Origin of the sequence: Bradyrhizobium sp. IAR9, from assembly GCF_013408065.1 — a bacterium.
Classification (GTDB): Bacteria; Pseudomonadota; Alphaproteobacteria; order Rhizobiales; family Xanthobacteraceae; genus Bradyrhizobium.
The window spans coordinates 500,845-524,416 of the sequence record NZ_JACBZW010000005.1 but is presented as its reverse complement, the minus strand read 5'-3'; the positions used below and the strand labels follow the sequence as shown (position 1 = coordinate 524,416).

Annotated in this window: 22 protein-coding genes, 1 tRNA gene and 2 pseudogenes; 8 read left to right on the top strand and 17 right to left on the bottom strand. The window is 65.0% G+C overall.

What is annotated here, in order from left to right:
• Window positions 1–199: 199 nt before the first annotated feature.
• Window positions 200–952 (bottom strand): NrtR DNA-binding winged helix domain-containing protein, encoded by a 753-nt coding sequence (locus tag GGD67_RS17335; RefSeq protein WP_179734420.1) that lies wholly within the window; start codon window positions 950–952, stop codon window positions 200–202.
• Between the two features lie 101 nt (window positions 953–1,053).
• Here GGD67_RS17335 and GGD67_RS17330 point away from each other — a divergent pair, with 101 nt between their 5' ends.
• The gene (locus GGD67_RS17330) at window positions 1,054–2,100 is read left to right on the top strand and encodes an SPFH domain-containing protein (RefSeq protein WP_038972347.1); all 1,047 of its coding nucleotides are present in this window, start codon (window positions 1,054–1,056) and stop codon (window positions 2,098–2,100) included.
• A complete protein-coding gene (locus GGD67_RS17325; protein ID WP_179734418.1) occupies window positions 2,084–3,022 on the top strand; it encodes a sugar kinase in 939 nt (312 codons plus the stop codon). The genes GGD67_RS17330 and GGD67_RS17325 overlap by 17 nt, the downstream gene beginning before the upstream one ends.
• Before the next feature lie 23 nt (window positions 3,023–3,045).
• On the opposite strand, the gene GGD67_RS17320 is transcribed toward GGD67_RS17325, so the two are convergent.
• From GGD67_RS17320 to GGD67_RS17275, 10 genes and pseudogenes are all read right to left on the bottom strand, one after another.
• On the bottom strand, window positions 3,046–3,216 hold the full coding sequence (locus GGD67_RS17320; protein ID WP_018322208.1) for a hypothetical protein: 171 nt from the start codon (window positions 3,214–3,216) through the stop codon (window positions 3,046–3,048).
• A gap of 13 nt (window positions 3,217–3,229) precedes the next feature.
• Window positions 3,230–3,445: a hypothetical protein gene (locus tag GGD67_RS17315; protein WP_018322207.1), complete on the bottom strand. Its 216-nt coding sequence runs from the start codon at window positions 3,443–3,445 to the stop codon at window positions 3,230–3,232.
• A gap of 68 nt (window positions 3,446–3,513) precedes the next feature.
• Window positions 3,514–4,837: pseudogene (locus tag GGD67_RS17310) on the bottom strand (PQQ-dependent sugar dehydrogenase).
• Window positions 4,834–5,274: a DUF2231 domain-containing protein gene (locus GGD67_RS17305; protein WP_179734480.1), complete on the bottom strand. Its 441-nt coding sequence runs from the start codon at window positions 5,272–5,274 to the stop codon at window positions 4,834–4,836. The pseudogene GGD67_RS17310 and the gene GGD67_RS17305 overlap by 4 nt, the downstream one beginning before the upstream one ends.
• Before the next feature lie 163 nt (window positions 5,275–5,437).
• Window positions 5,438–5,743 carry a hypothetical protein gene (locus GGD67_RS17300; RefSeq protein WP_179734416.1) on the bottom strand — a complete coding sequence of 102 codons (306 nt, stop codon included), beginning with the start codon at window positions 5,741–5,743 and terminating at the stop codon, window positions 5,438–5,440.
• Between the two features lie 324 nt (window positions 5,744–6,067).
• Window positions 6,068–6,601, bottom strand: a complete 534-nt coding sequence (locus GGD67_RS17295; RefSeq protein ID WP_179734414.1) for a hypothetical protein — start codon at window positions 6,599–6,601, stop codon at window positions 6,068–6,070.
• Window positions 6,602–6,640: 39 nt separating this feature from the next.
• Entirely contained in the window at window positions 6,641–7,957 is a 1,317-nt protein-coding gene (locus tag GGD67_RS17290) for a pentapeptide repeat-containing protein (protein ID WP_179734412.1), read from the bottom strand.
• Between the two features lie 19 nt (window positions 7,958–7,976).
• Window positions 7,977–9,275, bottom strand: coding sequence for a DUF2235 domain-containing protein (locus GGD67_RS17285; protein ID WP_179734410.1), 1,299 nt, complete (start codon window positions 9,273–9,275; stop codon window positions 7,977–7,979).
• 214 nt (window positions 9,276–9,489) lie between these two features.
• Window positions 9,490–9,563: transfer RNA gene (locus GGD67_RS17280), tRNA-Gly, on the bottom strand.
• Between the two features lie 329 nt (window positions 9,564–9,892).
• Window positions 9,893–12,298: an ATP-binding protein gene (locus GGD67_RS17275; protein WP_179734408.1), complete on the bottom strand. Its 2,406-nt coding sequence runs from the start codon at window positions 12,296–12,298 to the stop codon at window positions 9,893–9,895.
• Between the two features lie 346 nt (window positions 12,299–12,644).
• Here GGD67_RS17275 and GGD67_RS17270 point away from each other — a divergent pair.
• Window positions 12,645–13,357, top strand: a pseudogene (locus GGD67_RS17270) (substrate-binding periplasmic protein).
• 12 nt (window positions 13,358–13,369) lie between these two features.
• On the opposite strand, the gene GGD67_RS17265 reads toward GGD67_RS17270, so the two are convergent.
• Together GGD67_RS17265 and GGD67_RS17260 are read right to left on the bottom strand one after the other, a co-directional pair.
• A complete protein-coding gene (locus GGD67_RS17265; protein ID WP_018322198.1) occupies window positions 13,370–13,573 on the bottom strand; it encodes a hypothetical protein in 204 nt (67 codons plus the stop codon).
• 22 nt (window positions 13,574–13,595) lie between these two features.
• Window positions 13,596–13,778, bottom strand: a complete 183-nt coding sequence (locus GGD67_RS17260; protein ID WP_038950498.1) for a hypothetical protein — start codon at window positions 13,776–13,778, stop codon at window positions 13,596–13,598.
• A gap of 212 nt (window positions 13,779–13,990) precedes the next feature.
• On the opposite strand from GGD67_RS17260, the gene GGD67_RS17255 reads away from it, so the two are divergent.
• Window positions 13,991–14,371, top strand: a complete 381-nt coding sequence (locus GGD67_RS17255; protein WP_026202701.1) for a YciI family protein — start codon at window positions 13,991–13,993, stop codon at window positions 14,369–14,371.
• 9 nt (window positions 14,372–14,380) lie between these two features.
• On the opposite strand, the gene GGD67_RS17250 is transcribed toward GGD67_RS17255, so the two are convergent.
• Window positions 14,381–14,971 (bottom strand): TMEM175 family protein, encoded by a 591-nt coding sequence (locus tag GGD67_RS17250; RefSeq protein WP_179734406.1) that lies wholly within the window; start codon window positions 14,969–14,971, stop codon window positions 14,381–14,383.
• Window positions 14,972–15,098: 127 nt separating this feature from the next.
• Between GGD67_RS17250 and GGD67_RS17245 the strand changes: the two genes are divergently transcribed.
• Both GGD67_RS17245 and GGD67_RS17240 read left to right on the top strand, forming a co-directional pair.
• Window positions 15,099–17,156, top strand: a complete 2,058-nt coding sequence (locus GGD67_RS17245; protein WP_179734404.1) for an ATP-dependent helicase — start codon at window positions 15,099–15,101, stop codon at window positions 17,154–17,156.
• Between the two features lie 56 nt (window positions 17,157–17,212).
• Window positions 17,213–18,193 (top strand): NADPH:quinone oxidoreductase family protein, encoded by a 981-nt coding sequence (locus GGD67_RS17240; protein ID WP_179734402.1) that lies wholly within the window; start codon window positions 17,213–17,215, stop codon window positions 18,191–18,193.
• Between the two features lie 39 nt (window positions 18,194–18,232).
• On the opposite strand, the gene GGD67_RS17235 is transcribed toward GGD67_RS17240, so the two are convergent.
• Genes GGD67_RS17235 through GGD67_RS17225 form a run of 3 tightly spaced genes read right to left on the bottom strand, consistent with a single transcriptional unit; the run spans window position 18,233 to window position 21,350 of the window.
• Window positions 18,233–19,480, bottom strand: a complete 1,248-nt coding sequence (locus GGD67_RS17235; protein ID WP_179734401.1) for an amidohydrolase family protein — start codon at window positions 19,478–19,480, stop codon at window positions 18,233–18,235.
• A gap of 17 nt (window positions 19,481–19,497) precedes the next feature.
• On the bottom strand, window positions 19,498–19,995 hold the full coding sequence (locus GGD67_RS17230) for a GAF domain-containing protein (protein WP_179734399.1): 498 nt from the start codon (window positions 19,993–19,995) through the stop codon (window positions 19,498–19,500).
• Window positions 19,992–21,350 (bottom strand): MFS transporter, encoded by a 1,359-nt coding sequence (locus GGD67_RS17225; RefSeq protein ID WP_179734397.1) that lies wholly within the window; start codon window positions 21,348–21,350, stop codon window positions 19,992–19,994. Before GGD67_RS17225 ends, GGD67_RS17230 begins: the two co-directional genes overlap by 4 nt.
• Before the next feature lie 88 nt (window positions 21,351–21,438).
• Between GGD67_RS17225 and GGD67_RS17220 the strand changes: the two genes are divergently transcribed.
• Entirely contained in the window at window positions 21,439–22,386 is a 948-nt protein-coding gene (locus tag GGD67_RS17220) for a LysR family transcriptional regulator (RefSeq protein ID WP_283806125.1), read from the top strand.
• A gap of 150 nt (window positions 22,387–22,536) precedes the next feature.
• A complete protein-coding gene (locus GGD67_RS17215) occupies window positions 22,537–23,568 on the top strand; it encodes an LLM class flavin-dependent oxidoreductase (RefSeq protein ID WP_179734396.1) in 1,032 nt (343 codons plus the stop codon).
• Window positions 23,569–23,572 lie beyond the last annotated feature (4 nt).

Here is a 23,572-nt window from a genome sequence, read left to right as displayed (position 1 = left end):
CAATCCCCGGGCGCTCTGCGGAACTCCGCGAGCGCTTGGCACTGCCGGTCGGTGTCTTGAGTGAAGAGACAGTAGGCTTTCGCCGGGCTAACACAATTACCCAGTTATGCGATAAACCTAACATGATGTTATCTGGGCTAAAGGGCCGAGCCGACCCATCCTGCACGCTGACCGACGGCTCGGCATGCCGCCGCGGAATTCATTCCGGCGGATTGAACGTCCGCACGAAATACACGGGCTCGCTGCCCTTCTTCAGGCGGTAGAGTTGCGCCGGGCGGTTCGGGCCGCGCCGCATCTTCGCGACCGGCTCGATCATGTCGGCCGACAGGATGCGGGTGCGGAAGGCGCTCTTCTCCAGCGGGCGGTCGAGCACGATCTCGTAGACGCGCTGCAAATCCGGCAGCGTGAATTCCGGCGGCATCAGATAGGCCGGCAGCGAGGTGTATTCCACCTTGTTGCGCAGGCGCTGGATCGCGGTTGCGAGGATGTCGCCGTGATCGAAGGCGAGCTTGTCCTTGAGCCTGCCCCCTCGAATTGGAAACCAGTGCGCATCGTTCGCCAGCACGCTTGCGTCCGCCGGGATCAGCGCGAAATAGGCGTGCGTCGCCGACCAGCCGCGCGGATCGCGCGTCGCGCTTCCCCAGCTTCCGAGTTGCTCCAGATAAGGGCTGGTGACCCCGGTCTTCTCCTTCAGCTTGCGGGCCGCGCAAGCCGCGAGGTCGCGGTCCTTCGTGACGTCCACGAAGCCGCCCGGCAGCGCCAAGCTGAGCGGAAACGGCTCGCCCTCGCCGGCCGGGCGCTGCATCAGCAGCACCTGAAGGCTGTCGTCGAGGATCGTAAAGATCACGACATCGACCGTGGTCAGGGGGCGCGGAAAGTCCAATTCTCCAGACTTTCCAAGGCCCTTGCCAAGGCCCTTGCCAAGGTCCTTGCTCCGCCCCTCACCTGCCATCGCCAATCTCCCCTGTTCGGTCTTGACAGTAGCATAGTTAGTTGTACAGTCCAACTTACTTAGTTGCCCAGACACACTTATTGCAGCCGTTGGAGAAACACATGTTCGGCGTCAGGTTCATCAAGGCCCAGCCCACCACCTATCTGATGAAGTATCGCGCCGGCGCGATCGTCGCCGAGGGTGCTGGTCTTTCCGCGCTGTATTACGCGCCGGTGACCATGCTGGTCGCGGTGCCCATCGGCAGCCGCGACGCCTCGTTCATCTTCGAGCAGACCGCGCGCGACTTTCAGACGCTGACCGTGCAGGGCCAGGTGACTTATCGCGTCAGCGACCCGAAGAAGGCGGCCTCGATGCTCGACTTCACCCTGAAGGCTGACGGCAAGACCTATGCGAGCGACGATCCGGAAAAGCTGCCGGAACGCATCCTCGGCACGGTCGAGGTCCTCGCCCAGCAAGCGGTGAAGGAACTGACGCTGAGGGACGCGTTGCAGGCGTCCGACCGCATCGCCGACATCATCGCGGGCGGCTTGAGGGCGCGCGCCGACATCGCAGCTCTCGGCCTCGAAATCCTCGGCGTGTCGATCCGCGGCATCAAGCCGACGCCGGACACCGCGAAGGCGCTGGAGGCGCAAGCGCGCGAAGCGATCCTGAAGAACGCGGACGAAGCGATCTTCGCCCGGCGCAACTTCGCCGTCGAGCAGGAACGCGCCATTCGCGAGAGCGAGCTCGACACCGAGATCGCGGTCGAGCAGAAGAAGCGGTCAATTCGCGAGACCCAGATGGACGCCGAGGCGAGCGTTGCGGCAAAGCGCAATGAGCTGCGCGAGGCCGGCATGGCCGCGGACATCGTGCTGGAAGGCAAGCGCAAGGATTTCGTCGGCCTCAATGCCGAGAATACCAGGACGCTGGCCGACGCCGAGGCCTATCGCGTCGGCGCGCTGATGAAGATCTTCGAGGGCGTCGACACCCGCGTGATCCAGGCGCTTGCCGCTGCCGGCATGCAGCCGGGTCAGCTGATCGCACAAGCCTTCTCCGGCATTGCCGAGAAGGCCGAGAAGATCGGCCAGCTCAACGTCTCGCCGGACCTGCTCAGCCAGTTGATGGAGAAGCCGAAGCCGACGGAGGCCGCCAATGCCCGCCGCCAATGACCGCAAGGTGGTGCTGGTGACGCGCAAGACCAGGCTGGAGGACCTGATCGCGCGCCACCTGACGGCGGCACAGGCGCGCTTCTATGTCGAACATCTCGGCGCCGACTTCTCCGACTATGAGCGCGAGCACGAGATCTATCGTGCCCAGCGTCACACGACGCTGCAAGTGCTGGAGCAATGGGGGCGCTATCAGGTCATCGACCGCGGCTTCCTGCCGAACTTCCTCTTCGGGCCTGATGACATCGTCGTCGCGCTCGGCCAGGACGGCGTCGTCGCCAACACGATGAAATATCTCGATGACCATCCGCTGATCGGGCTCAATCCGGATCCCGCGCGCCACGACGGCATCCTCCTGCCCTTCGCGCCGCGCGACCTCGCCAAGCTCCTGCCGGAGGTCGCCACTGAGAAGCGCGACAGCCAGGCCGTGACGATGGCGGAAGCACGGCTCAACGATGGCCAGGTGCTCTATGCCGTCAATGATTTGTTCATCGGCGCACGGACGCATGTCTCCGCGATCTACGAGATTGCCGCCGGCGGGGCGACGGAACGGCAATCTTCAAGCGGACTGATCGTCTCGACCGGCCTCGGATCGACCGCCTGGTTCAAAAGCATCGTCACGGGCTCGCTGGCCATTGCCGGCAGTCTTGTTGGGCAGCCTCCCCCGCTGACCGGTTACGAGGCCCTGCCCTGGGACGCGCCAGAGCTGCGCTTCGCGGTGCGCGAGCCCTTCCCGAGCCGCCATTCGCAGACCCATCTCGTCTGCGGCCGGCTCGCCTCGGCGGACCAGTTGCGCATACGCTCGCTGATGGCGGAAAACGGCGTCATCTTCAGCGACGGCATTGAAGCCGACCGTCTCGACTTCAACGCGGGTGCCGAGGTTGCGATCGGGATCGCCGCGCGGCGCGGACGGTTGATCGTCTGATCATGTGAGGCCGCCGAGCCGCCTCACGCGGTGTGGCCGGGATCGACGTGCTTCGGCGTCTTCTTGTCGCGCTGCGGCGTCATCTTGGCCGGATCAGGCGCACCGGGCACGCCGCGGGGACCCAGCTGCTCGCGCTGGATGTCGTCCTCGGAGCGGGATGGCTCGACGCCGTTCGGCTCACGCGGCTTGGTCATCGCGTCTTCCTTCTCAAGCGTTGTCCTGGACGCCGAGCGCGTTGCCTCCGGCTTCGCGGCCGGGCACGCTGACCTGGACTTCATGGCCCTCACGCAGCGCGAGGGATGCGGCGGCGACCGCCGATTCGAATGCAGCTTCCTTGGTGGCGTATGTGTTCTTGACGTCGCCGTCGTGCAGCACGCCCCATTCGTCCCTCACCGGCACGATGGCATATTGAGCAAGGCCCATTGTCCAACTCCTGGCTTTGAGTTTCAGAATTTGGCTTTCACCGTCTGTCCGATAACGCGCCCGCGGGCCTATCGTTGCGTCAGCTGCGGATGCGCAGCGCTGACGCGCCACACCGTGTTGCCGCTGTCGTCCGCGACCAGCAGCGCGCCAGTCTTGTCGATGGCGACGCCGACGGGACGGCCACGCGCCTGGTTGTCGCTGTTCAAAAAGCCCGTCACGACGTCCTGCGCCGGTCCGCTCGGCTTGCCCTCGATAAACGGCACGAACACGACCTTGTAGCCGTTGAGCACCTTCCTGTTCCAGCTGCCATGCTCGCCGACGAAGGCGCCGCCACGATAGGCGGCCGGCAGGCCGGAGCCGGTGTTGAAGACGAGCCCGAGCGGGGCGACATGCGAGCTCAGGGCATAATCCGGTACGATCGCCTTGGCGACGAGATCCGGTCGCTGCGGCTTGACGCGGGGATCGACGTGCTGGCCGTAATAGCTATAGGGCCAGCCGTAAAAGCCGCCGTCCTTCACCGAGGTCATGTAGTCAGGGACGAGATCGGGACCGAGCTCGTCGCGCTCGTTCACCACCGTCCACAACGCGCCGGTCTGCGGCTCGAAGCTGAGCCCGTTGGGATTGCGCAGGCCGCTTGCGAACACGCGCCAGCGGCCGCTGGCACGATCGACCTCGAGGATCGCGGCGCGGTTGTGCTCGGCCTCCATGCCGTTCTCGGTGATGTTGCTGTTGGAGCCGACGCGAGCCGTCGGGGCTCGCGACCAGGCTCTTGGTCCAGTGATGGTTGATCGGCCCACCCGGCAGCGGCGTCAGCACCGTGCCCGGCGCGGTGATCTTGGTGTCGCCTTCCGTGTAGGGATATTTGACGATCGCATCGGCGTTGGCGACATAGAGGTCGTTGCCAACCAGAGCGATGCCAAACGGCGAGTTGAGATGGTCGAGGAAGACGCTTTGCGTATCCGGCACGCCGTCGCCATTGCTGTCGCGCAGCAGCATGATGCGGTTGCCCGGCCCGGTGTCATTGCCGCCCGAGGTCGCCCAGGACTCGATATAGCCCATGACGATCTCCTTGGGACGCTTGATCGCGCCTCCCTTCGGCGCCTTGGATTCCGCCACCAGCACGTCGCCATTGGGCAGCACATAGAGGAACCGCGGATGCTGCAGGCCGGTCGCGAAGGCCTTGACCTGCAGGCCCTCAGCCACAGCCGGCGTCTCGTTCTTCTTCCAGCCGACGATGCGCGCGATGTGGACCGGCGGCAGCAAATATTGCTGGATGTCGGGAAGTTTTGGGTTGGCGCCGATCTGCGCCTTGGGGTCGCCGCTGCCGTCGTCGCAGCCAGCCAGCAACAGCAGCGGCGAGAACACCAGCGCCCGGGCAAGCTTCGATATCATCGTGCAACTCCTACGCCGTGGCGATAGACCATGGCCCAGCCGAGCCAGCCGGTGACGGGCAGGATCAGCACCATGATCACGGACAGAACGAGCCCGGTCGGCCACACCGAGGTCCAGGCATCGCGGGTGTGGATCAGCGCGTTGACGACGGCGAGGATCAGCGCCAGTGCATTTCCGATCAGATGCGGCCAGGCCGGCGTTTGCGCCCGCACCAGGCGGTTGCCGAGGAAATCAATCAGGCCCGCGATCGCCGCCAGCACGCCGAAGACGACGCCAGCGAGCAGAAGCCAGGCGGAAAAATTCGCCCACATGATCTCGGCGCTGGCGACATAGGCGATGTCGGTCAAGAGCGCCCCGACGAAGCATGCGATCGGGATCGGCACCAGCATCGGATGAACAGGATGACCCGCGATCTGCGCGGTGGTGCGCACGCGCATGTCGTCTTGCACGGTCGGCCTCGTGTGATTTTCGGTCCTGCCCGACCGGCCAACTCGTGCGTCGTGCGATGGTTCCTAGGGGATCCCCGCCGCCTCGTTCCGACGCGCGCGGATGGCATTCATCGCCGTAGCGATATCAGCGATCTCACGGGCTACGATGGCCTTAGATGCGCGCCAGACCCAGCTTTTCGCGGACCTCGTCATCCTCGATCACCTGATCGAGGCGCGCATTCTTGTCGGCTTCCAAATCTTCCGCGATCGTCTCGAGGGTTCGAAATGCGTCGCCAGCGCTCGCGGCCGTTTCGAGGTGAGCGATCGACTGACCGTTCACCGAGAGGTCGGCCTCGCCCCAGGACGTAGTGTCGATCTCCAGGCGATCGCCGCCGGCCTTGGCGATGAAGTGCTGGACGGTGGATTTGGAGGTCGGCAGGGAGAGGTCCGGCGTCCAATCGATCGGCTTGTTGGTCATGTGTATGTCCCGAAGTTGCGACCAATGGATAGACCATCCGGCGCGGGGGACATTGACCTGGATCAGGCCGCGACCGGGCCGTCCTTGTTCTGCGGGCTGAGGTTAATATTCTCGATGCTTTCTTTCGGGGGTATCGAATGAAATTGATATGTCCGTGGCGGTGTGCCTGACGCTGGCATTGTGCACGACCGCTCACAGCCATCCTGTGGCGAGTTGCGCAGGCAAGTTCGTCGGCACCTGGATTCACCAAGAGCCTCGTGCGGAGCGACTGAGGTGGACCACTACTCTGGAGGCGTGGCCGCAAGGCCGCGTCTCGAAGGAATATTAGGCCGCACTCAGGAGCAGCGCGCAAATGCCGAGGACAACGGTCTGAGCCGCGGCCGCTCCGAAGGTCACGATCTTGATCGTCGTCGCCAGACGCATCAGGTTGAATTTGGTGTCACTCACGTCATGGCGCAGGAGGCTCTGCGCGATCATGGCGTCTTCCACGAAATCGCTGATGATATAGGCGGCCGGCACGATGCAGACCGCGACACAATACCACCAATTGGCCGGGTCAGGCCATGTCAGCGCCGCGGCGAGCCATAGCGAGCCAGTGACGAAAAACCCTCCGACAAGAAAAATGTAGATGACATCCAGAAGCATGATGCATCGAGCATAGGGCCTGCGGAAGGGACCATTGGTGGGCGACCGCAGCCACTGCTCAAGCGATCTCCGGGTGAGCGCCTCGCCGGTCGATGGAATAGGTCCTGGGCGTTCGAGGAAGCGAGCGCTCACATCGGCGCCGAACCTGCTCGAAATCATGGCCACGATGAACGGCCAGATGATGGCCGCCGCAGCGAACGTGATTGCGTACATCGTTCCTCCCGAAATTCGCTTAGGTGACCGATACCCCTCTCAGCGACGTGGCCGGTTCAGGGCCTTCGACGTCTGATCAGCACTTGGCTGGCAATCGCCCCGCCGAACTCCGCACATCTCGACGCGCCTGAACTCGCCGGAAAAATACGGCTCCAAACCGAGCGGCTGCGCAGCGATGATGGTGTCTTCATCGTCTCCAAACCTGCCGACGCAAACTTGTCGCAGCATCGCGGTCGTCAAACCCTTGGCGCCCCTGAAATTGGCCCGGCTGACCGTGGCGCCGCACAGATTGGCGCCGGTCAGATCTGCGTTCCTGAAATCGGCGCCTCCCAGGGAGGCATTTTCGAAGTTGACGCCGCGGAGATCGGCGTTGCGCAAATCGGTGATGAAGCAGCGATAGGTCTGCCAGACGTCCAATTTAGGAGATGCGTTGGTCTTTCTTTCCTTTTTCTTCTTCGGAGCCGGATCGGTTTCATCGAAGCCGATGCTCTCGGCGGTGAACCGCGTCTTCTCAAATTGCTTCGGTCTCTCGGATTCCTTCCACAACCATCCCGAACTAGCCGGCGAGCCTGGGACATCCCAGTCGGCCAGACTTGCGCCACCGAGATCAGCACCAAAAAGATTGGCGTATCGTAAGCTGACCCGACGCAGCTGGGCTTGCGTCATCACCGAACAAGAAAGGTCGAGCCCGCTAAGATCGAAATTGTCCAATCCGAGATTGGCCAGATTCAAGCGCCTGTCACCGGCACACAACCTGCCGCTGGGTAAACTGCGGACCCTCGATAGCACACCACCGCCGAGTTGCCGGATGGCGGCCTGAGCAGCAGGTGGCGGCTCCTCGCGGCGCTCGACGACCGGCCTTGGCCGGGTCGGATCTCCCGCGTCGCAAGTCCCGGATTCCTGCATCCGGTTGGCCTTCGTTCCATCGACGACGACGCTTTCCAGAATTGTGATAGCCTGCTGCCCGAAAGCGCCGGGGCTCTCCGAGACAAGGCTGGTGATCCGCTGCGCGGCCACCTGTGCATAGGGTTTGTCCGGGGCGTCAACCAGGCTCCGGGTCGCCTCCGCAAATTGCTGGCCCCGCTCGTGATCCAGACGAAGCCTGTAGTCTGCATTCCACTGATTGCTCGTCAACCAGAGCTGGACGGCACCGGCAATGAAGGTCGCGACGAGTCCCAGCCCGGTCAGGACCTGATAGTTCGTCTGGCGCAGGCGATCCTGAACCTCCAACTGCTTGATCTGATCGGCATCGAAGTGAAGCAGGACCTGCGCGCGCGGCGTTGCCCACCAGAACCAGAAAAACGCCCCGAGCAGGAAAATCGCAATGAAGACCAGCGGCACGATCAAGTAAAACATGACTAAGCTCCGCTCGCGGTTACCCGACTCTTTGCAGCCCTTGCCTCATCAACACCGTCGCCAGCAGGAGCGGCGTCGACATGGCATTCCAGTCCACGACGGCAACATCGCCGTTCAGCTGAACCAACTGCTGGAGGGCCGACATGAGGTTCCGCGGGGCGTATGTCGCGTCAACGCCGCCGATCCCGACGGATAGACCCAGGCGCTCGATGGCGCTGACGTGGATCGCCTCTCCGATCGGCTTGGCGTGCCGGTCGAAGCAGACGTTTCGTTCGAGCGGTCTGGGCGCAACGGGTACGGGCAGATTTCCGATCGACCGGTAGACATAGGGCATGAAACGATACAGCCCCTGACGAGGTTCGTGCTGGGGCGCCGTGATACAATCAGGAGCGAGTGCTGGCGGCGGATCCAACGGGAAGTCGTCGCCGGCAATCTGGCGAACGCGCTTGATCATCCAATCCAGAGTGATGTCTTCGAGCTGATGCGGCCCGGACCGCACATATCCGCCGCCGACGTCGGCATGGGCCCCCGCGAACCACACCTGCTCCACGTTTGCTGGCCGTGCGGTGAAGGGCAATCGCCGCCAGAGAGTGGCTTCGAAAGCCTCCCGATGTTCGTCGATCGCCAGCGCCTGCAGGTTGTGCTCGCAGATCCCCGACAGACCGACGTCATGGAAGCCGTACAGGTCGCGATTTTCTTTCCAGAACGCATTCAGCGGTATCCCCAGGGCGCCCACGGTGTCGAACACGCCGAGCAACTTGACTGGAATGCTGTTCGGACCTGACGAAATCTTTCTGACGAGTATCTCGTCACAAGGGAGGCGGTTGGCCGGATGCGTGCGATAATGCGCCCACAGCCGCGACAAGGCCTTGGCGTCGAACTTATTGCGATAAATCAGACCGACGGCTGCCAGGCAGCCCACCAACGACCGGGCGGTGTATGAGCCGCGCGAGAAGCCGAAGATGAAAATCTCGTCTCCCCGGTCGTAGTGCTGGGCCAGAAAAGTGTAGGCACGGCGAACGTTTTCCGACAGGCCTGCGCCAAGGGCACCACCGCTGAACCGATCCAGAAAACCGCTGGTTCCTACCCCTCGCTCGTAGAGGATGACGTTGTCCCGGCCGCCCGGCTTGCCGCCCTTCAGGACGAATGTCTGCTGAGGCACGGCAGCGGAACTCGTGACGTCGCTCGTGGCGCGCGAATGCGCGTTGGAGAGATGCTCTGCAATTCTCTGCCTGAGGCGAACGATGTTGGTGTCGGCCCCGCCGTCATCGGCGTCGTTCCAGGTGCCGTCCAGCAGCAAGATGATCCGCTTCGCCACCCCAGCCCCCCAGCCTCATGGCACGCTCCGGCAGAACTCGATCAATCTAGCGAGATCGTGTCCCCTGCCCGCAACTTGAGGATGCTACACTTCCTCCGAGGATGTCCAGCCGGTTCGCTGTCAGCGCACAGCGAGTGCCAACGAACATTCGAAACGCGTCACTTGCAGGGGGATCGAGCAGATGCGCTCAGGGACATTCTGGCGCGGCACGTTTTGGAGCGGGTGAAGGGAATCGAACCCTCGTATTCAGCTTGGAAGGCTGCTGCTCTACCATTGAGCTACACCCGCGTTACGGGCTCCCTAACACGGCCGGGCGGCGGTCTCAACTGTTCAGGCGGTCGCTTTCCGGCCGTCCTGAGCCGTTGCGAATCGCGCCCGGTTCCTGCGGACCCGCCGCCCCTTAACAGCGGCGGCAATGCCCCCTATATTGAAATCTTCCGAAACCAACGAAAGGAGGTGATCCAGTGTCTTTTACCAAGCGCTGTCACCTCGCTGGGATCGCCCGCTAAGCTCTAGATAAAGGCTTGGCATCGGGGCGCTCTCAGCCCTGGACCAGCGAGCAAGAATCGGGCGCGACGGGGCTTCCCCGCCGCGCCTTTTTCGTCCGGGAGCGCGCTTCAACCCGGCGGCTCGCCGGCAAGCACCTCGCGAATCTTCTGCGACAGCTCCGACTTCCGGTAGGGCTTCTTGAGCAGCGCCACGCCGGAATCGAGATGTCCTTCGTGGATCATGGCGTTGTCGGTGTAGCCGGAGGTATAGAGCACCCTTGCCCCCGGCCGGCGGAGCCGGATCGCGTCGGCCAATTCCCGCCCGTTCATGCCCCCGGGCATGATGATGTCCGTGAACAGCAGATCGAATTTGGCGCCCTGGTCGACCAGCGCCAGTGCGGACGCGCCGTCGCCGGCCACCAGCGTGCGATAGCCGAGGCTGCCGAGCCGGGCGATGACATAGCCCTGCACCAGGGGATCGTCCTCGACCACGAGGATCGTTTCATGTCCGCGTGCCGTGTCGAGCGCCTGGACCGGCGCGGTCCTGGCCGGCGCCTCGCCCTTCGATCGCGGCAGGAACAGCCGCATCACGGTGCCGCGCCCCTCCTCGCTCTCGACGGCGACCGTGCCGCCGGTCTGCTTGGCAAAGCCGTAGACCATGCTGAGCCCGAGGCCGGTGCCGCGACCGACGCCCTTGGTGGTGAAGAACGGCTCGAACACGCGCTCGCGGATGTCGGCGGGGATGCCGTGGCCGGTGTCGCCGACCGCGACCATCACGAAGGCGCCGCGAACGGCATCGCCATCGCCGGCAACGCCGGTGTCGTCGAGCTCGCGGTTCGCGGTCTCGATCGTGAGCTTGCCCCCGCCCGGCATTGCGTCGCGCGCGTTGACGGCGAGATTGACGATCGCCGAGGAGAGCTGCGAGGGATCGGCCATCGCGGACCAGGCGTCATCGGCGAGTCGGGTCACGATCTCGATATGGGCGCCGAGGATCGGCCTCAGCAACTTCGTAGACTCGAGCACGAGGGCGTTGACGTCGATCTCGCGCGGCTCCAGCGGCTGGCGGCGCGCGAAGGTCAGCAGCTGCGAGGTGATCTCCGCACCGCGCGCGGCCGCATCGTCGATCAGCTGCGCGATCGCGGCGAATTCGGGCTTGTCCGCAAGTCCTTCCTGGATGATCTCGATGGTGCCGGTGATGACCGTGAGCACGTTGTTGAAATCGTGCGCGACGCCGCCGGTGAGCTGGCCGATCGCGTCCATCTTCTGGGATTGACGTAAGCGCTCCTCGGTTTCGTGCTGCTTGGTGAGATCGGTCGCGGAGCCGCGATAGCCCATGAAGCGTCCGTCGGCGGCGAAGATCGGCTGGCCGTTGACGCTGAAATGATGCATCCGCCCGGCGGTGTCGCGGCCGCGATATTCGAACTTCCGGAACGGCTCGTGGCGGTCCAGCATCGCCATGTGCGCGCGCCATTTCTCGGGCTCGGCGTCGCGGCCGAACGCGGCATCGGCGCGGCGCTTGCCGATCAGCGCCTTGCTGTCCATGCTGAAGGCACCGGCCCGGTCGGAAATGTAGGTGAACCGATGGTCTGGTCCGGTCTCCCAGAACCAGTCGGACGCGGTCTCGGCATAGTCGCGGAAACGCTGCTCGCTCGCACGCGCGTCCTCTTCGGCGCGCTGGCGGATGGTCAGGTCGCGCTCGAGATTTGCATTGGCCTCGCGCAGCTCGCCATAGGCCCGCTGGAGGTTCGCGCACATGGCGTTGAAGGCGTCGATCACCTTGTCCAGCTCGTCGGCATCGTAGGGCGGCCGGCGCTCCAGGCGCAAAGGCGGCGGCGGCCACGCCAGGCTGTATTTGCTGACGAACTCGGCGATGGCGACCAGATGCCGCGTCACCAGCAGATGGAACATGTAGATGATGAACAGCGAGACGAGAAACGTCTTGGCCGCCTGGCTTGCCAGGATGACCAGCGCGCGGTTCAGCAGATGTTGATAGACATCGGTCAGCGTCGCCTCGACATGGAGCACGCCGATCTCGCGTGCGGTCCCCTGCACGATGGTGTTCAGCGGATAGTCGCGCGTCACCACCGAGCGGGTGCTCGGCTCGCCGACTGCGAGACGGATCGGATTGGGACGATCGGCAATCTCGCGCACCTCGGCGGCGCGGATGTCGGGCAGCCGCAGGATACCGTCGAGCTGGAGCTTGAGCTGGTTCTGGTCGAGATTCCACAGGCTCTCGCCGAGACTGCCGGTGGTGCTGCGGCCGATCTCCTCGAGCCTGGTCTCGATGAGGCCGACCTCGCGATCATAATCGAGATAGAGCTGGAGCGCCGTCAATGTCAGCGTCACGACCGAAGAGAACAGCAGCACGGCTGCGAGCAGGCGCGGCCCGACGCCGCTGCGCGACCAGTTGAAGAGCCGGGACAGCAGCGCGGCGAACATCGAAGGCGCGAGCGCGGTGCCGATCAAATCCTGCTTCGCAGCCGCCGGTGCAACGGCGCGGCCGCGCTTGGAGTCCTCGTCACCAGCCTTGACCATGCACCACATCCCCGGAAATGGCGGCACGCTGCGGCCGAGCGGTCGCAGCCTCGAGCATTTCGATCGTCGAGACTTCCCCGTCCCGCGATGCGCGCGGCGATCCCGTCGGCCGATTTTCTGTCAACCCCTGGGCGGCTTGAGGTCGGCGGGGTCATATCTTGCGTCCGGCAGCAGGATTGTCGCGCAAACTACCACTTCGCGTGGTAGAATGACATCGGTGAAAGTCCGGAAGTCGCCTGCACCTCGGGCGGGCAGTGTCGCTATGGCCACGCGCAGGCGCCATCTCCGGTAGATCGGGCGGACATCGGAAATCCAGCGATAGCATCGGGCAACGAGGAGGCGCGTCATGTGGCGGATTATCGTCGCCTGCCTGTCACTGCTTGCAAGCGGTCCATCGCAGGCGCAGGAGGTCATCCGGCTGGCGCGCATCGCCGACATCCCCGATCAATATGTCGGCGGCGAGATGCTGCGGGCCGTTTACGCCAGGCTGAACATCAAGCTGGAGTTCGAGGACGTCCCCGGCAAGCGTGCGCTCGCACTGTCGAGCGCCGGCGCGGTCGAGGCGAGATCCAGCGCATCGGAACGCTCTCGCGCGACTACCCGACGCTGGTCCAGGTCACGCCGGCGATCAACTATATCGAGCCTGCAGTGTTTGCGACCAAACTCCGGTTCGACGTCGCCGGCTGGGATTCGATCAGGGACTACAGCATCGGCATCGTCCGCGGCGTCGGCTCCTCGGAGGCCGGCACGCGCGGCATGGCCCGCGTTACGGCGACCACTGGCCTCGACAACATGGTCAGGATGCTCGATGCCGATCGTTTCGACGTGATGGTCACCGATCTCTTCAGCGGGCTCGCGGCGGTGCGGAAACTCAATCTGCAGGCCAGGATCCACCCGCTCTCGCCGCCGCTCCAGCGCATCCACATCTACCATTACCTGCACGAACGCCATCGCGACCTGGTGCCTGAGGTCGGCAAGGTGATCGCTCAGATGGAGGCGAGCGGCGAACTGGCGGCGCTGCGCGAGGCCCTGGTCAAACAGGTCTTGAACGGCCCGTAACGGGCCGCCAGCTCAGCCCGCGCGAAGCCGCTCGCGCAAGGCGACGGCGGCAATCAGCATGCCGACGCACCAGGCCACGACTGCGCGGTGAGGCTCCCCGCCGAGCAGCACCGTGAAGATGCTCGTCAGCAGGCACGGCACGATGACCTTGCCCGTCCGGCTCGTCAGCGCGAGCAGGAACGGCATCGCCGCGATCGATATTTGCAGGACGTCCATATGGGACATCGGGCGCGAGGCTTCAGAAGCCGCAAACGCCGAGCGCGCGCGGACGCTTGCCGCGCCGGCTTTCGACGATGCGCTCGCCGCCATTCTCGGCCGAACTGCCGTAATAGCGGTGATGGCCGCTTTGGTCGTGCAGATCGGCCGTCTGAGATTGTCCGGCCCGACGTGCGTCGCAGATGATCTTGATGTGACCCGACATTGCCGCCTCCAGCAGAAATCTTGTTGTTGTGGTCATCAGTCGCGACCACTTCCGGCGGCGTTCACACGGCAACGCCGCAATCGGGTTTCAGGACGGTTTCGTCGCGGCATGGCTACGCAATATTTTGTGCTTGAATTCTTGTTTGGGGATTGTCGGCATCGCCCGCGGTGCTACGTCCTTTGGGATCGGTGCAGAAAAACAACGAGGTGACGATGCTGTACGCCATCCTGGCCTACCACGTGGAAGACGAGATCCTGTCCTGGACGCCTGAGCAGGACGCCGCGGTCGTGGCCAAGGTCATCGAGGTTCAGGCCCCCTTGCGGGCCAGCGGGCAGTTCGGGCCGGCCGCCCGTCTGGATGAGACCCGAAAGGCCCGCACCTTGCGCGGCCCCGGCGCGGGCATGGTGCTGGACGGCCCGTTTGCCGAGACCAAGGAGCAGCTTCTGGGCTTCCACCTGATGGAATGTGCCACCGAGGAGGAGGCGATCGCGGCGGCGCGGAAGCTGCGAGCGGTCAATCCGACTGCGGTCTACGAAATCCGCCCGGTCAAGCTTTACGTGCCGGCCGATGGGTTCGGCGCGACGTCCGGGTGAGGCACGGCCTCACGCCCCCGGCCCCGTCCGCGCACCGTAGAAGCGCTGGATCAGGAGCCCGCCGAAGGCGATGAACCAGACAAAGGGCGCGACGTGGGGGGCGAATGCCGCCACGATCGTGCCCGGAATGAACACCAGAAGCGGAAACAGCGAGGCCATGATCTCGTAGCGCCAGCTGCCAAGGATGGTCCACCACAGCCAGGCATTGAGACCGGCGATCGCGGTCAGGTGCAGGCCGTAGAGCACCGCAACCGCACTGCTCATGCTGTAATTGGTGTAGAGGCCGTTGGTGACAGGCAGCAGCACGATCGAGAGCAGGAAGAACAGGTTCAGGATCACCGCGCCGCGGCTGCCGACCGGCTGGCGCGCCAGCCGCCGGTGATGGCTGATCCAGAACACCCCGGCGATGATGAAGCTGAGTGCGAAGCCGGCGAGCTTGCCGGAATAGACATGGGCAAGATCGCTCCAGGCGGGCGCGCTGGTGAACACCGCGGCCTTGGGCAGGTCGTAGGCCAAAAGCGTCATGGCGACACCGAAAATGGTGTTGCTGAGCGATTCCAGCCGCCGCATCTCGAACTGGTCGGATTTGAGCTCGGTCATGCCGGGGGCGCTTTTCGGGAGGGAACCTTGGGTCGTCTTTCCCCCTAAATCCTAAACCCGGTCCCGTCCAGACGCATTGCGATTCGCGACGGGATCGCCGACTCTCGCCCTTTCACCGGGGCGATTCGTGGCGACATATCTGGACACGCTCAATGCGGAGCAGCGCCGCGCCGTCGAGCATGGCGTGGCCGATGGCGCGACCGTGGGCGCTCCCCTGCTCGTCATTGCCGGCGCCGGCTCCGGCAAGACCAACACGCTGGCCCACCGCGTCGCGCATCTGATCGTCGCCGGCGCCGATCCGCGCCGCATCCTGCTGATGACGTTCTCCCGCCGCGCCGCGGCCGAGATGGCCGGCCGGGTCGAGCGCATCGCCCGCAAGGTGCTGGGCGAGAACAACGCCGCAATCATGCGCGATGCGCTGACCTGGGCCGGCACCTTCCATGGCATCGGCGCGCGGCTGCTGCGCGAATATGCCGAACGGATCGGCGTCGATCCCGCCTTCACCATCCACGACCGCGAGGATTCCGCCGACCTGATGAACCTGGTCCGGCACGAGCGCGGCCTGTCGAAGACCGAGAGCCGCTTTCCGGCCAAGGGCACCTGCCTGTCGATCTACTCGCGCTGCGTCAACGCCGAGATGGAGATCGAGAAGGTGCTGGGGGTGCACTATCCCTGGTGCGCGGGCTGGGCCGCCGAGCTGAAGGGCCTGTTCGCGGCCTATGTCGAGGCCAAGCAGGCCCAGCACGTGCTCGATTACGACGATCTGCTGCTGTACTGGTCGCAGATGATGAGCGATGGGTTGATCGCCGAGGAAATCGGCGGCCGCTTCGATCACGTTCTGGTCGACGAATACCAGGACACCAACCGCCTGCAATCTTCGATCCTCCTGGCGCTCAAGCCCGATGGACGCGGGCTCACCGTGGTCGGCGACGACGCCCAGTCGATCTATTCGTTCCGCGCCGCCACCGTGCGCAACATCCTGGATTTCCCGCAAAGCTTCTCGCCCCGCGCCGAGATGATCACGCTCGACCGCAACTACCGCTCGACACAGACCGTGCTGGCGGCGGCCAATGGCGTGATTGGACTTGCGCGCGAGCGCTTCACCAAGAATTTGTGGACCGACCGCACCGCCTCGCACAAGCCGCAGCTCGTCACCGTGCACGACGAGGCCGACCAGGCGCGCTACATCGTCGAACAGGTGCTGGCGAACCGCGAGCAAGGCGCGCTGCTCAAGCACCAGGCGGTGCTGTTCCGGACCTCCTCGCATTCCGGCCCGCTCGAGATCGAGCTGACCCGCCGCAACATTCCGTTCGTCAAGTTCGGCGGGCTGAAATTCCTCGACGCCGCGCACGTCAAGGACGTGCTGGCGCTGCTGCGCTTTGCCGAGAACCCGCGCGACCGTGTCGCCGGTTTCCGCATTTTGCATCTGTTGCCGGGCGTCGGCCCCGCGACCGCACAGCGCGTGCTCGACCAGATGGCGGAGAGCACCGATCCGCTTCACACGCTGGGCCAGCTCCCGGTACCCGCGCGCACGGGCGCGGACTGGACCGACTTCGTCCGCACCGTCGAGAACCTGCGCTATTCGGAATGGCCGGTCGATCTCGAACGCGTACGGCTCTGGTACGAGCCGCATCTCGATCGCCTCCACGAGGATTCCGAGACGCGCCGCGCCGATTTGATGCAGCTCGAGCAGATCGCGAGCGGCTATGCCTCGCGCGAGAAATTTTTGACCGAGCTCACGCTCGATCCGCCCGATGCGACCAGTGACAAATCCGGGCCGCCGCTGCGCGATGAGGATTATCTGATCCTGTCCACCATCCACTCCGCCAAGGGCCAGGAGTGGAAGTCGGTGTTCGTGCTCAACGTCGTCGACGGCTGCATGCCGTCCGATCTCGGCGCCGGCACCAGCGCCGAACTCGAAGAGGAGCGACGCCTGCTCTATGTCGCGATGACGCGCGCCAAGGACGATCTGCACCTCGTCGTTCCCCAGCGCTTCTTCGTCCACGGCCAGGCCGCCAAGGGCGACCGCCACGTCTACGCCTCGCGCACCCGCTTCATCCCGGAGCAGCTGGTCTACCTGTTCGAGCGCACCGCCTGGCCGAAGGCCGCAAGCGGTGCGGCCCGCACCGCCGCGCAGGGCCCGAAGGTCGACATCGGAGCAAAGATGCGGGGGATGTGGCGGTAGACGCAAGAGGCTCGTGTCGGGACCTGTCAGGATAATTGGAACAACAGAGGTCCGACATGAAAGCCGTCGTCGTCGAGCAATACGCGCCGATCGATCAGATCGAACTGAAGGACGTTCCGCCCCCGTCCATGGAGCCCGGACAATTGCGCATCCGCGTGGAAGCTGCCGGGATCGGCTTCGTCGACGGGTTGAAGATCGAGGGACGCTATCAGACCAGGGATCCCCTGCCCTTCGTTCCCGGGACGGAGTTCGCGGGCGTGGTGACGGACGCGCCCGGCACGCCCGGCGGCTATCAACCCGGAATGCGCGTGATGGGGATGACGCGCTCGGGCGCGCTTGCCGAGGAGATCGTCGTCAGGGCCGAAGCGCTCCATCCCCTGCCCGACGGCGTTGCGGCCGAAGTCGCCGCCTCGTTTCGCGCCAATTATCTGACTGCGCTCTATGCGCTCAGTGCACGCGCCATGCTGGCCGCAGGCGAGCAGCTGCTGGTGCTGGGCGCAGCTGGCGGCACCGGAATTGCGGCAGTGCAGATCGGCAAGCTGCTTGGCGCCCGTGTGATCGCAGCGGCATCGACACCGGACAAGCGCGCCTTCGCCCAACAACACGGCGCCGACGCTGTGATCGACTACACGCAGACCGGCTGGCGCGACACGCTGAAGGAATTGACGGGAGGACACGGCGCTGACGTGATCTTCGACCCGGTCGGAGGCGACGTCTCGGTGCAGGCCTTTCGCTCCATCGCCTGGCGCGGCCGTCATCTCGTGGTCGGTTTTGCCGCCGGCGCGATCCCGGCATTGCCGTTCAACCTGCCGCTGCTGAAGGGTGGCGCCCTGCACGGTGTCGACCTCGCGCAGATTCCCGTGCGCGAGCCCGAGGTGCAAAAGGGCCTGATGTCGCAGTTGACGGGCTGGCTTGCCGACGGCCAATTGAAACCGGTGGTCGGTCGCATCTTCGCGCTGGATGACTTCCGGGAGGCGTTCAGGACCATGCAGACGCGCGGAGCGCTCGGCAAGATGGTCGTGCGCATCTCGACATAGGACGCACAAACGGGCGAAGATGCCCGTGACGTGGCGCAACTACGCGTTCAGCCGGTCGAACTGGACCTTGCCGGCCTTCATCACCAGCGGAATATGCTCGCCCTGACCGAGCAGGCAAGCGACGTCGCTGAGCGGATTGCCGTCGACCACCAGCAGGTCCGCGATCGACTCGGGCGCGATACGGCCGAGCTTGCCCTCCATGCCGAGCACCTCGGCGCCGATCACCGTGGCGCTGGCGATCACCGCGCGCGGACCGAGAATCTCGGCGCGGATGCGGAATTCATCGCTCTGCAGGCGCTGCGACGGACCGAGCAAATCGCTGCCGAACCCCATCTTCACGCCGGCGTCGCGATAGATCGCGAGCGAACGGAGACCCGCGTCGCGGACGTCGGCGATCTTGGCGACGCTCTCGGGCGGCAGGCCGTATTGCTCGCCCTCATTGGCCAGCGCCTCATAGGTGACGAGCGTCGGCACCACATAGGCGCCCTTCTCGGCCATCAGGCGCGCGGTCTTGGCATCGACCAGATTGCCGTGCTCGATGGTGCGCACGCCGCAGCGAACCGCGCGTTCGATGGCCGCCGCGGTGTAGGCATGGGCGAGCACATAGGTCTGGCGCCCGCGCGCCTCCTCGACGATGGCGCGGATCTCGTCCTCGGAGTAGCCGAAGGCGCCGACCGGGTCGGTCGGTGACGCGACGCCGCCGGACGCCATGATCTTGATCTGGTCGGCGCCCATTTGCAGCTCCTCGCGCGCCGCCTTGCGCACGCCGTCGACGCCGTCGGCGACGCGCGCCAGCGCGCCGACCCGCACGCAACACGGACATGGCGCGTCGCTCGCGAGATAATCCGAACGTGCCCGCATGTCGCCATGCCCGCCGGTCTGGCTCAGCGCACGGCCGGAGACGAACAGCCGCGGGCCGTCGGTGAGACCGGTGTCGATCGCCTGCTTCAGCGCGTGGCCGGCACCACCGGCGTCGCGGACGGTGGTGAAGCCACGGCGCAGCATGCCGCGCAGCAGCAGCGTCGAGCGCAGCGTCACCAGCACATTCGGCATGTGCACCTGCTGCGACAGGTTGAGCTCGACCGCCACCGCATGGACATGCAGGTCGATCAGGCCGGGCATCAGCGTCTTGCCCTTCAGGTCGATGGTCCGGTCGGCGGTGACTTGAAGCGGCCGGTCCGAGACCTCCTTGATCACATTGTCCTCGACCAGCACGTGATGGCCTTCCAGCAAATCCGGCTGAAGCGGATCGAGCAGAGCGGCGTTCTTGAAGAGGGTGCGAGTCATGGTCGTTTCCTGTCCGGTCAGGACTGTGTGAGCAGCGCGGGCAATGCGAGCTGGGCGAACGGGAGACACGCGGCGACATCGTCCGCACCGTACCAGCCCGCTTCATGCAGCAGGTTGAGCGAGCCGAGCGTGCGTCCGCGCCAGCGCACGGGCATGTTGAGCACGCTCTCGCAGCCGAGTGAAGCGATCAGCTCGTGATCGGCGAAGACATTGCGCAGATCGTCGAGGCTGCGGCCGATATAGGCCTCGCCGCGGTCGAGCACGGCCTCGGTCCATGGTCCCGGCGCGAGGCGCTTGCGTCCGCCCGTCGGGTAAGGCCCGGGGAGATTGGAATAGATCCGCGCCGCTTCGCCGGTGTCGTCGTCATAAGTCAGGATCGTGAACAGCTTGTGCCCAATCGCCGATTTCAAGGCGTCGTCCAGTGCCGAGAACAGCGCCTCCGGCTGATCCACCCTGCCCTGCGCCGCCGCCACGGCGCCGAGCAGCGGATCGGCCCGGCGTGTCGTCTCCCTCATGCGACCTCGCCCGCGGCAATATCTTCCAGCGAACGGCCGCGCGTCGGCACGCCCATCACCACGACGGTGAGCGCTCCGATCAGCAGAACACTGGTGGTGATCCCGAACACGCCGGCAAAGCCGAAATTGGGATAGAGGTAGCCGACCAGGATCGGCGAGACGATCGCGCCGATGCGGCCGATCGCCGAGGCAAGGCCGGCGCCGGTGGTTCGCACCGGCGTCGGGAACACCTCTGCGGTATAGGCATAGACGCCGGCATAGGTGCCGTTCATGAAGAACGACAGCAGAATCCCCGCGACCATGATGTGCTGGTCGCTCTGCGCGAAGGCGAGTCCGAGCGCGCTGATGCCGCCGAGCACCATGTAGGACGCAATGGTGGCCTGCCGGCCGATGCGCTCGTTGAACCAGGCGGCGCTGAAATAGCCGGGGATCTGCGCGCAATAGATCGCGATCGAATAGGCGAAGCTCTTGGTGATGCTCATGCCGTTCTGGACCAGAAGGCCGGGGATCCAGACGAAGAAGGAATAATAGCTGAAGGTGATCGCAAGCCACATGATCCAGGTCATGACGGTGATGCGCGCCTGCCGGCCGTCGAGCAGCGCCGCGAAATTGGCAAGCAACGTGCCCCCGGCGACGGGCGGGCTGACTGAATCGACGACCGGCTGCGGCAGCACATGCCCCTGGCGCGCGAAGCCGGCTTCGATCTTGTCCAGCACCGCTTCGGCTTCCTTCGCCCTGCCCCGGCTTTCCAGCCAGCGCGGCGATTCCGGCAACGCCCTGCGCCACCACAACAGCATGACGACCGGCACTGCGGTGATGACCAGCACGATGCGCCAGCCGTTCTCATAGGCGGGCACGATGAAGTAGCCAAGCAAGGCCGCTGCGACGAAGCCGAACGAGAAGAACCCGGCCAGCGCGCCGGTAAAGCTGCCGCGGAAGCGCCGCGCCACGAACTCGGCGAGGTAAGGCGCGATGATCGCGCTCTCGGCGCCGGTGCCCATGCCCGCGACGACGCGGGCGGCGAAGAAGGACGGCCAGCTGTCCACGGCGGCGCTGACGATCGATGCGGCACAATAGAGCGCCAGCGCCGACATCATCACAGCGCGGCGGCCGATCAGGTCGCCGAGCGTGCCCGCCAGCAACGCGCCGAACAGGAAGCCGATATAGGTGCTGCTGCCGAGCACGCCGATCTGCACGCTCGTCAGATTCCAGGCGGTGCGCAGCACCGGCAGGATGAACGCCAGCACGGCCGCGTCCATCGCGTCGAACATGTAGCCGAGCCCGCCCATCAACAAAAGATGCGTGTGGAAGCGTGCGAATGGCAGGCGCTCGATGCGCGCCGAGATCATCGACATGTAAGTCCCCCTCTGTCCGGCGGCCCGGCATCCGCAAGTCCCGGTGGGAACCATAGACAAAGAGATATTATCGTCATAATTTATAATCGTGATCCCATACATCACCACGGTGAATGTTCTGTCGTTTCGATCGCTCGACCTCAACCTGCTGAAAGTCTTCGAAGCCCTGATGACCGAGGGCAGCGTCACGCGCGCAGCAAACGCGCTGCTGATGACGCAGCCCGCGGTCAGCAACGCGCTGGCGCGGCTGCGCGACGCGCTCGGCGATCCCCTGTTCGTCAGGTCCGGCACCGGCATCCGTCCGACCCAGCGCGCCGTGGTGTTGTGGGAGCCGATCGGCGAGGCGCTCGAAAGCGTCCGCGGCGCGCTCGACGAGCAGGTGTTCGATCCGCGCCGCGCGCAGACCGAGTTCAGCCTGTCGATGTCGGATTACGTCGCCTCGCTGGTGATGCCGAACCTCCTCGGCCATTTCGGCAAGGTCGCGCCCAAGGCGCGCGTGCACACCGTTCCCAACACAATTCTGGAGATCGCCGATCAGCTCGAAGACAATCGCGTCGATTGCGTGCTGAGCGTCTATGTCAACGAAGCGCAGCAGCCGGCCGCCATCCGCTCGCGCTCGCTGTGGACGGTCGACTACGCCTGCTTCATGCGGCGCGGCCATCCGCTCGCCGCCCAGAAGCGGCTGAGCACGCGCAGCTTCCTCGGCGCAGGCCATGTCGATGTGAGCCTCGCCGGCAAGACCTTGCCGTCCTACGATCTCTTCCTCGCCTCTCGCGGTCTGTCGCGCAATCTGGTCGCGACCGTCAACCACTACAGCGCCGCCTACGAGGTGGTGCGCCAGTCCGACCTGATCGCCGTGCTGCCGAGCGATCTGCGCTCGCAATCCCGGCACGCGCCGTTCCTGCACGCCATGCCCCTGCCGCTCAAGGCGCCGCCGCGCATCGTCAGCCTGTTCTGGCACCAGCGCAACGACACCGTGCCGGCGCAGCGCTGGCTGCGCGAGACACTGGTCGAGATGTTCGCCAAGTCCGACTGAATACTCGGGCACAGGCCTGACACCATCCAAAAAGGAAACGGTGGGTTTCTCGAAGCAGCATTGTTGCACCGGCCGCCGCGGCCTAGCTCCACCACAAACGATCCCCTCCCACAGCGACAAGCGCAAGCTGCGTCCGCAGAGACCTCACCGATGACCGCATCGCTTCAATTCGGACTGGATACTTTTGGCGACGTCACCAGGGACGCCGCAGGCGCGATGCTTCCGCACGCGCAGGTGATCCGCAATGTCGTCGACGAAGCCGTGCTGGCCGACGAGCTCGGCCTCAACTTCATTGGCCTCGGCGAGCACCATCGCGCCGATTTTGCGATCTCCTCGCCGGAGACCGTGCTCGCCGCGATCGCATCGCGCACCAAGCGCATCCATCTCGGCTCGGCCGTGACGGTGCTGTCTTCGGACGATCCCATCCGCGTGTTCCAGCGCTTTGCGACGCTGGATGCGCTCTCGAACGGGCGCGCCGAGGTGATCCTCGGCCGCGGCTCGTTCACCGAATCCTTTCCGCTGTTCGGCTTCGATCTGCGCAAATACGAAGAGCTGTTCGAGGAGAAGCTCGACCTGTTCGCCGCACTGCTGTCGCAGAAGCCGGTGACCTGGGAAGGCAAGCTGCGTCCGCCGCTGAGGGATCAGCTGGTCTATCCCCCGGTCGAGAACGGCACGCTCAAGACGTGGATCGGCGTCGGCGGCAGCCCGCAATCGGTGGTGCGCGCTGCGCATTATGACCTGCCTTTGATGCTCGCGATCATCGGCGGCGATCCCGCGCGCTTTACGCCCTTCGTCGATCTCCATCACCGCGCCGCCAAGGAGTTCGGCCGCCCCGCGCAGCCGATCGGTGTGCATTCGCCCGGCTATGTCGCCGAGACGGATGAAGAGGCGCGCGAACAGCTATGGCCCGACTACAAGGCCATGCGCGACCGCATCGGCAAGGAGCGCGGCTGGCCCCCGATGGGCCGCGACGAGTTCGTCAACGAGGTCGAGCACGGCTCGCTCTATGCGGGCTCGCCGGAAACGGTGGCGCGCAAGATCGCCAGGACGGCGAAGACGCTTGGTGTTTCGCGGTTTCAGTTGAAGTATTCGGCGGGGCCCCTGCCGCACGAGAAGCTGATGAAGAGCATCGAGCTTTATGGGCGCAAGGTGGTACCGATGGTGCGGGAGATGATGGAGTAGCGGC

Excerpts from the sequence above, each read along its gene's own strand:
- GGD67_RS17335 (WP_179734420.1), bottom strand. The coding sequence starts at position 952 with ATGGCAGGTGAGGGGCGGAGCAAGGACCTTGGCAAGGGCCTTGGCAAG.
- GGD67_RS17330 (WP_038972347.1), top strand. The coding sequence starts at position 1,054 with ATGTTCGGCGTCAGGTTCATCAAGGCCCAGCCCACCACCTATCTGATG.
- GGD67_RS17325 (WP_179734418.1), top strand. The coding sequence starts at position 2,084 with ATGCCCGCCGCCAATGACCGCAAGGTGGTGCTGGTGACGCGCAAGACC.
- GGD67_RS17320 (WP_018322208.1), bottom strand. The coding sequence starts at position 3,216 with ATGACCAAGCCGCGTGAGCCGAACGGCGTCGAGCCATCCCGCTCCGAG.
- GGD67_RS17315 (WP_018322207.1), bottom strand. The coding sequence starts at position 3,445 with ATGGGCCTTGCTCAATATGCCATCGTGCCGGTGAGGGACGAATGGGGC.
- GGD67_RS17305 (WP_179734480.1), bottom strand. The coding sequence starts at position 5,274 with ATGCGCGTGCGCACCACCGCGCAGATCGCGGGTCATCCTGTTCATCCG.
- GGD67_RS17300 (WP_179734416.1), bottom strand. The coding sequence starts at position 5,743 with ATGACCAACAAGCCGATCGATTGGACGCCGGACCTCTCCCTGCCGACC.
- GGD67_RS17295 (WP_179734414.1), bottom strand. The coding sequence starts at position 6,601 with ATGTACGCAATCACGTTCGCTGCGGCGGCCATCATCTGGCCGTTCATC.
- GGD67_RS17290 (WP_179734412.1), bottom strand. The coding sequence starts at position 7,957 with ATGTTTTACTTGATCGTGCCGCTGGTCTTCATTGCGATTTTCCTGCTC.
- GGD67_RS17275 (WP_179734408.1), bottom strand. The coding sequence starts at position 12,298 with ATGGTCAAGGCTGGTGACGAGGACTCCAAGCGCGGCCGCGCCGTTGCA.
- GGD67_RS17265 (WP_018322198.1), bottom strand. The coding sequence starts at position 13,573 with ATGGACGTCCTGCAAATATCGATCGCGGCGATGCCGTTCCTGCTCGCG.
- GGD67_RS17260 (WP_038950498.1), bottom strand. The coding sequence starts at position 13,778 with ATGTCGGGTCACATCAAGATCATCTGCGACGCACGTCGGGCCGGACAA.
- GGD67_RS17255 (WP_026202701.1), top strand. The coding sequence starts at position 13,991 with ATGCTGTACGCCATCCTGGCCTACCACGTGGAAGACGAGATCCTGTCC.
- GGD67_RS17250 (WP_179734406.1), bottom strand. The coding sequence starts at position 14,971 with ATGACCGAGCTCAAATCCGACCAGTTCGAGATGCGGCGGCTGGAATCG.
- GGD67_RS17240 (WP_179734402.1), top strand. The coding sequence starts at position 17,213 with ATGAAAGCCGTCGTCGTCGAGCAATACGCGCCGATCGATCAGATCGAA.
- GGD67_RS17235 (WP_179734401.1), bottom strand. The coding sequence starts at position 19,480 with ATGACTCGCACCCTCTTCAAGAACGCCGCTCTGCTCGATCCGCTTCAG.
- GGD67_RS17230 (WP_179734399.1), bottom strand. The coding sequence starts at position 19,995 with ATGAGGGAGACGACACGCCGGGCCGATCCGCTGCTCGGCGCCGTGGCG.
- GGD67_RS17225 (WP_179734397.1), bottom strand. The coding sequence starts at position 21,350 with ATGTCGATGATCTCGGCGCGCATCGAGCGCCTGCCATTCGCACGCTTC.
- GGD67_RS17215 (WP_179734396.1), top strand. The coding sequence starts at position 22,537 with ATGACCGCATCGCTTCAATTCGGACTGGATACTTTTGGCGACGTCACC.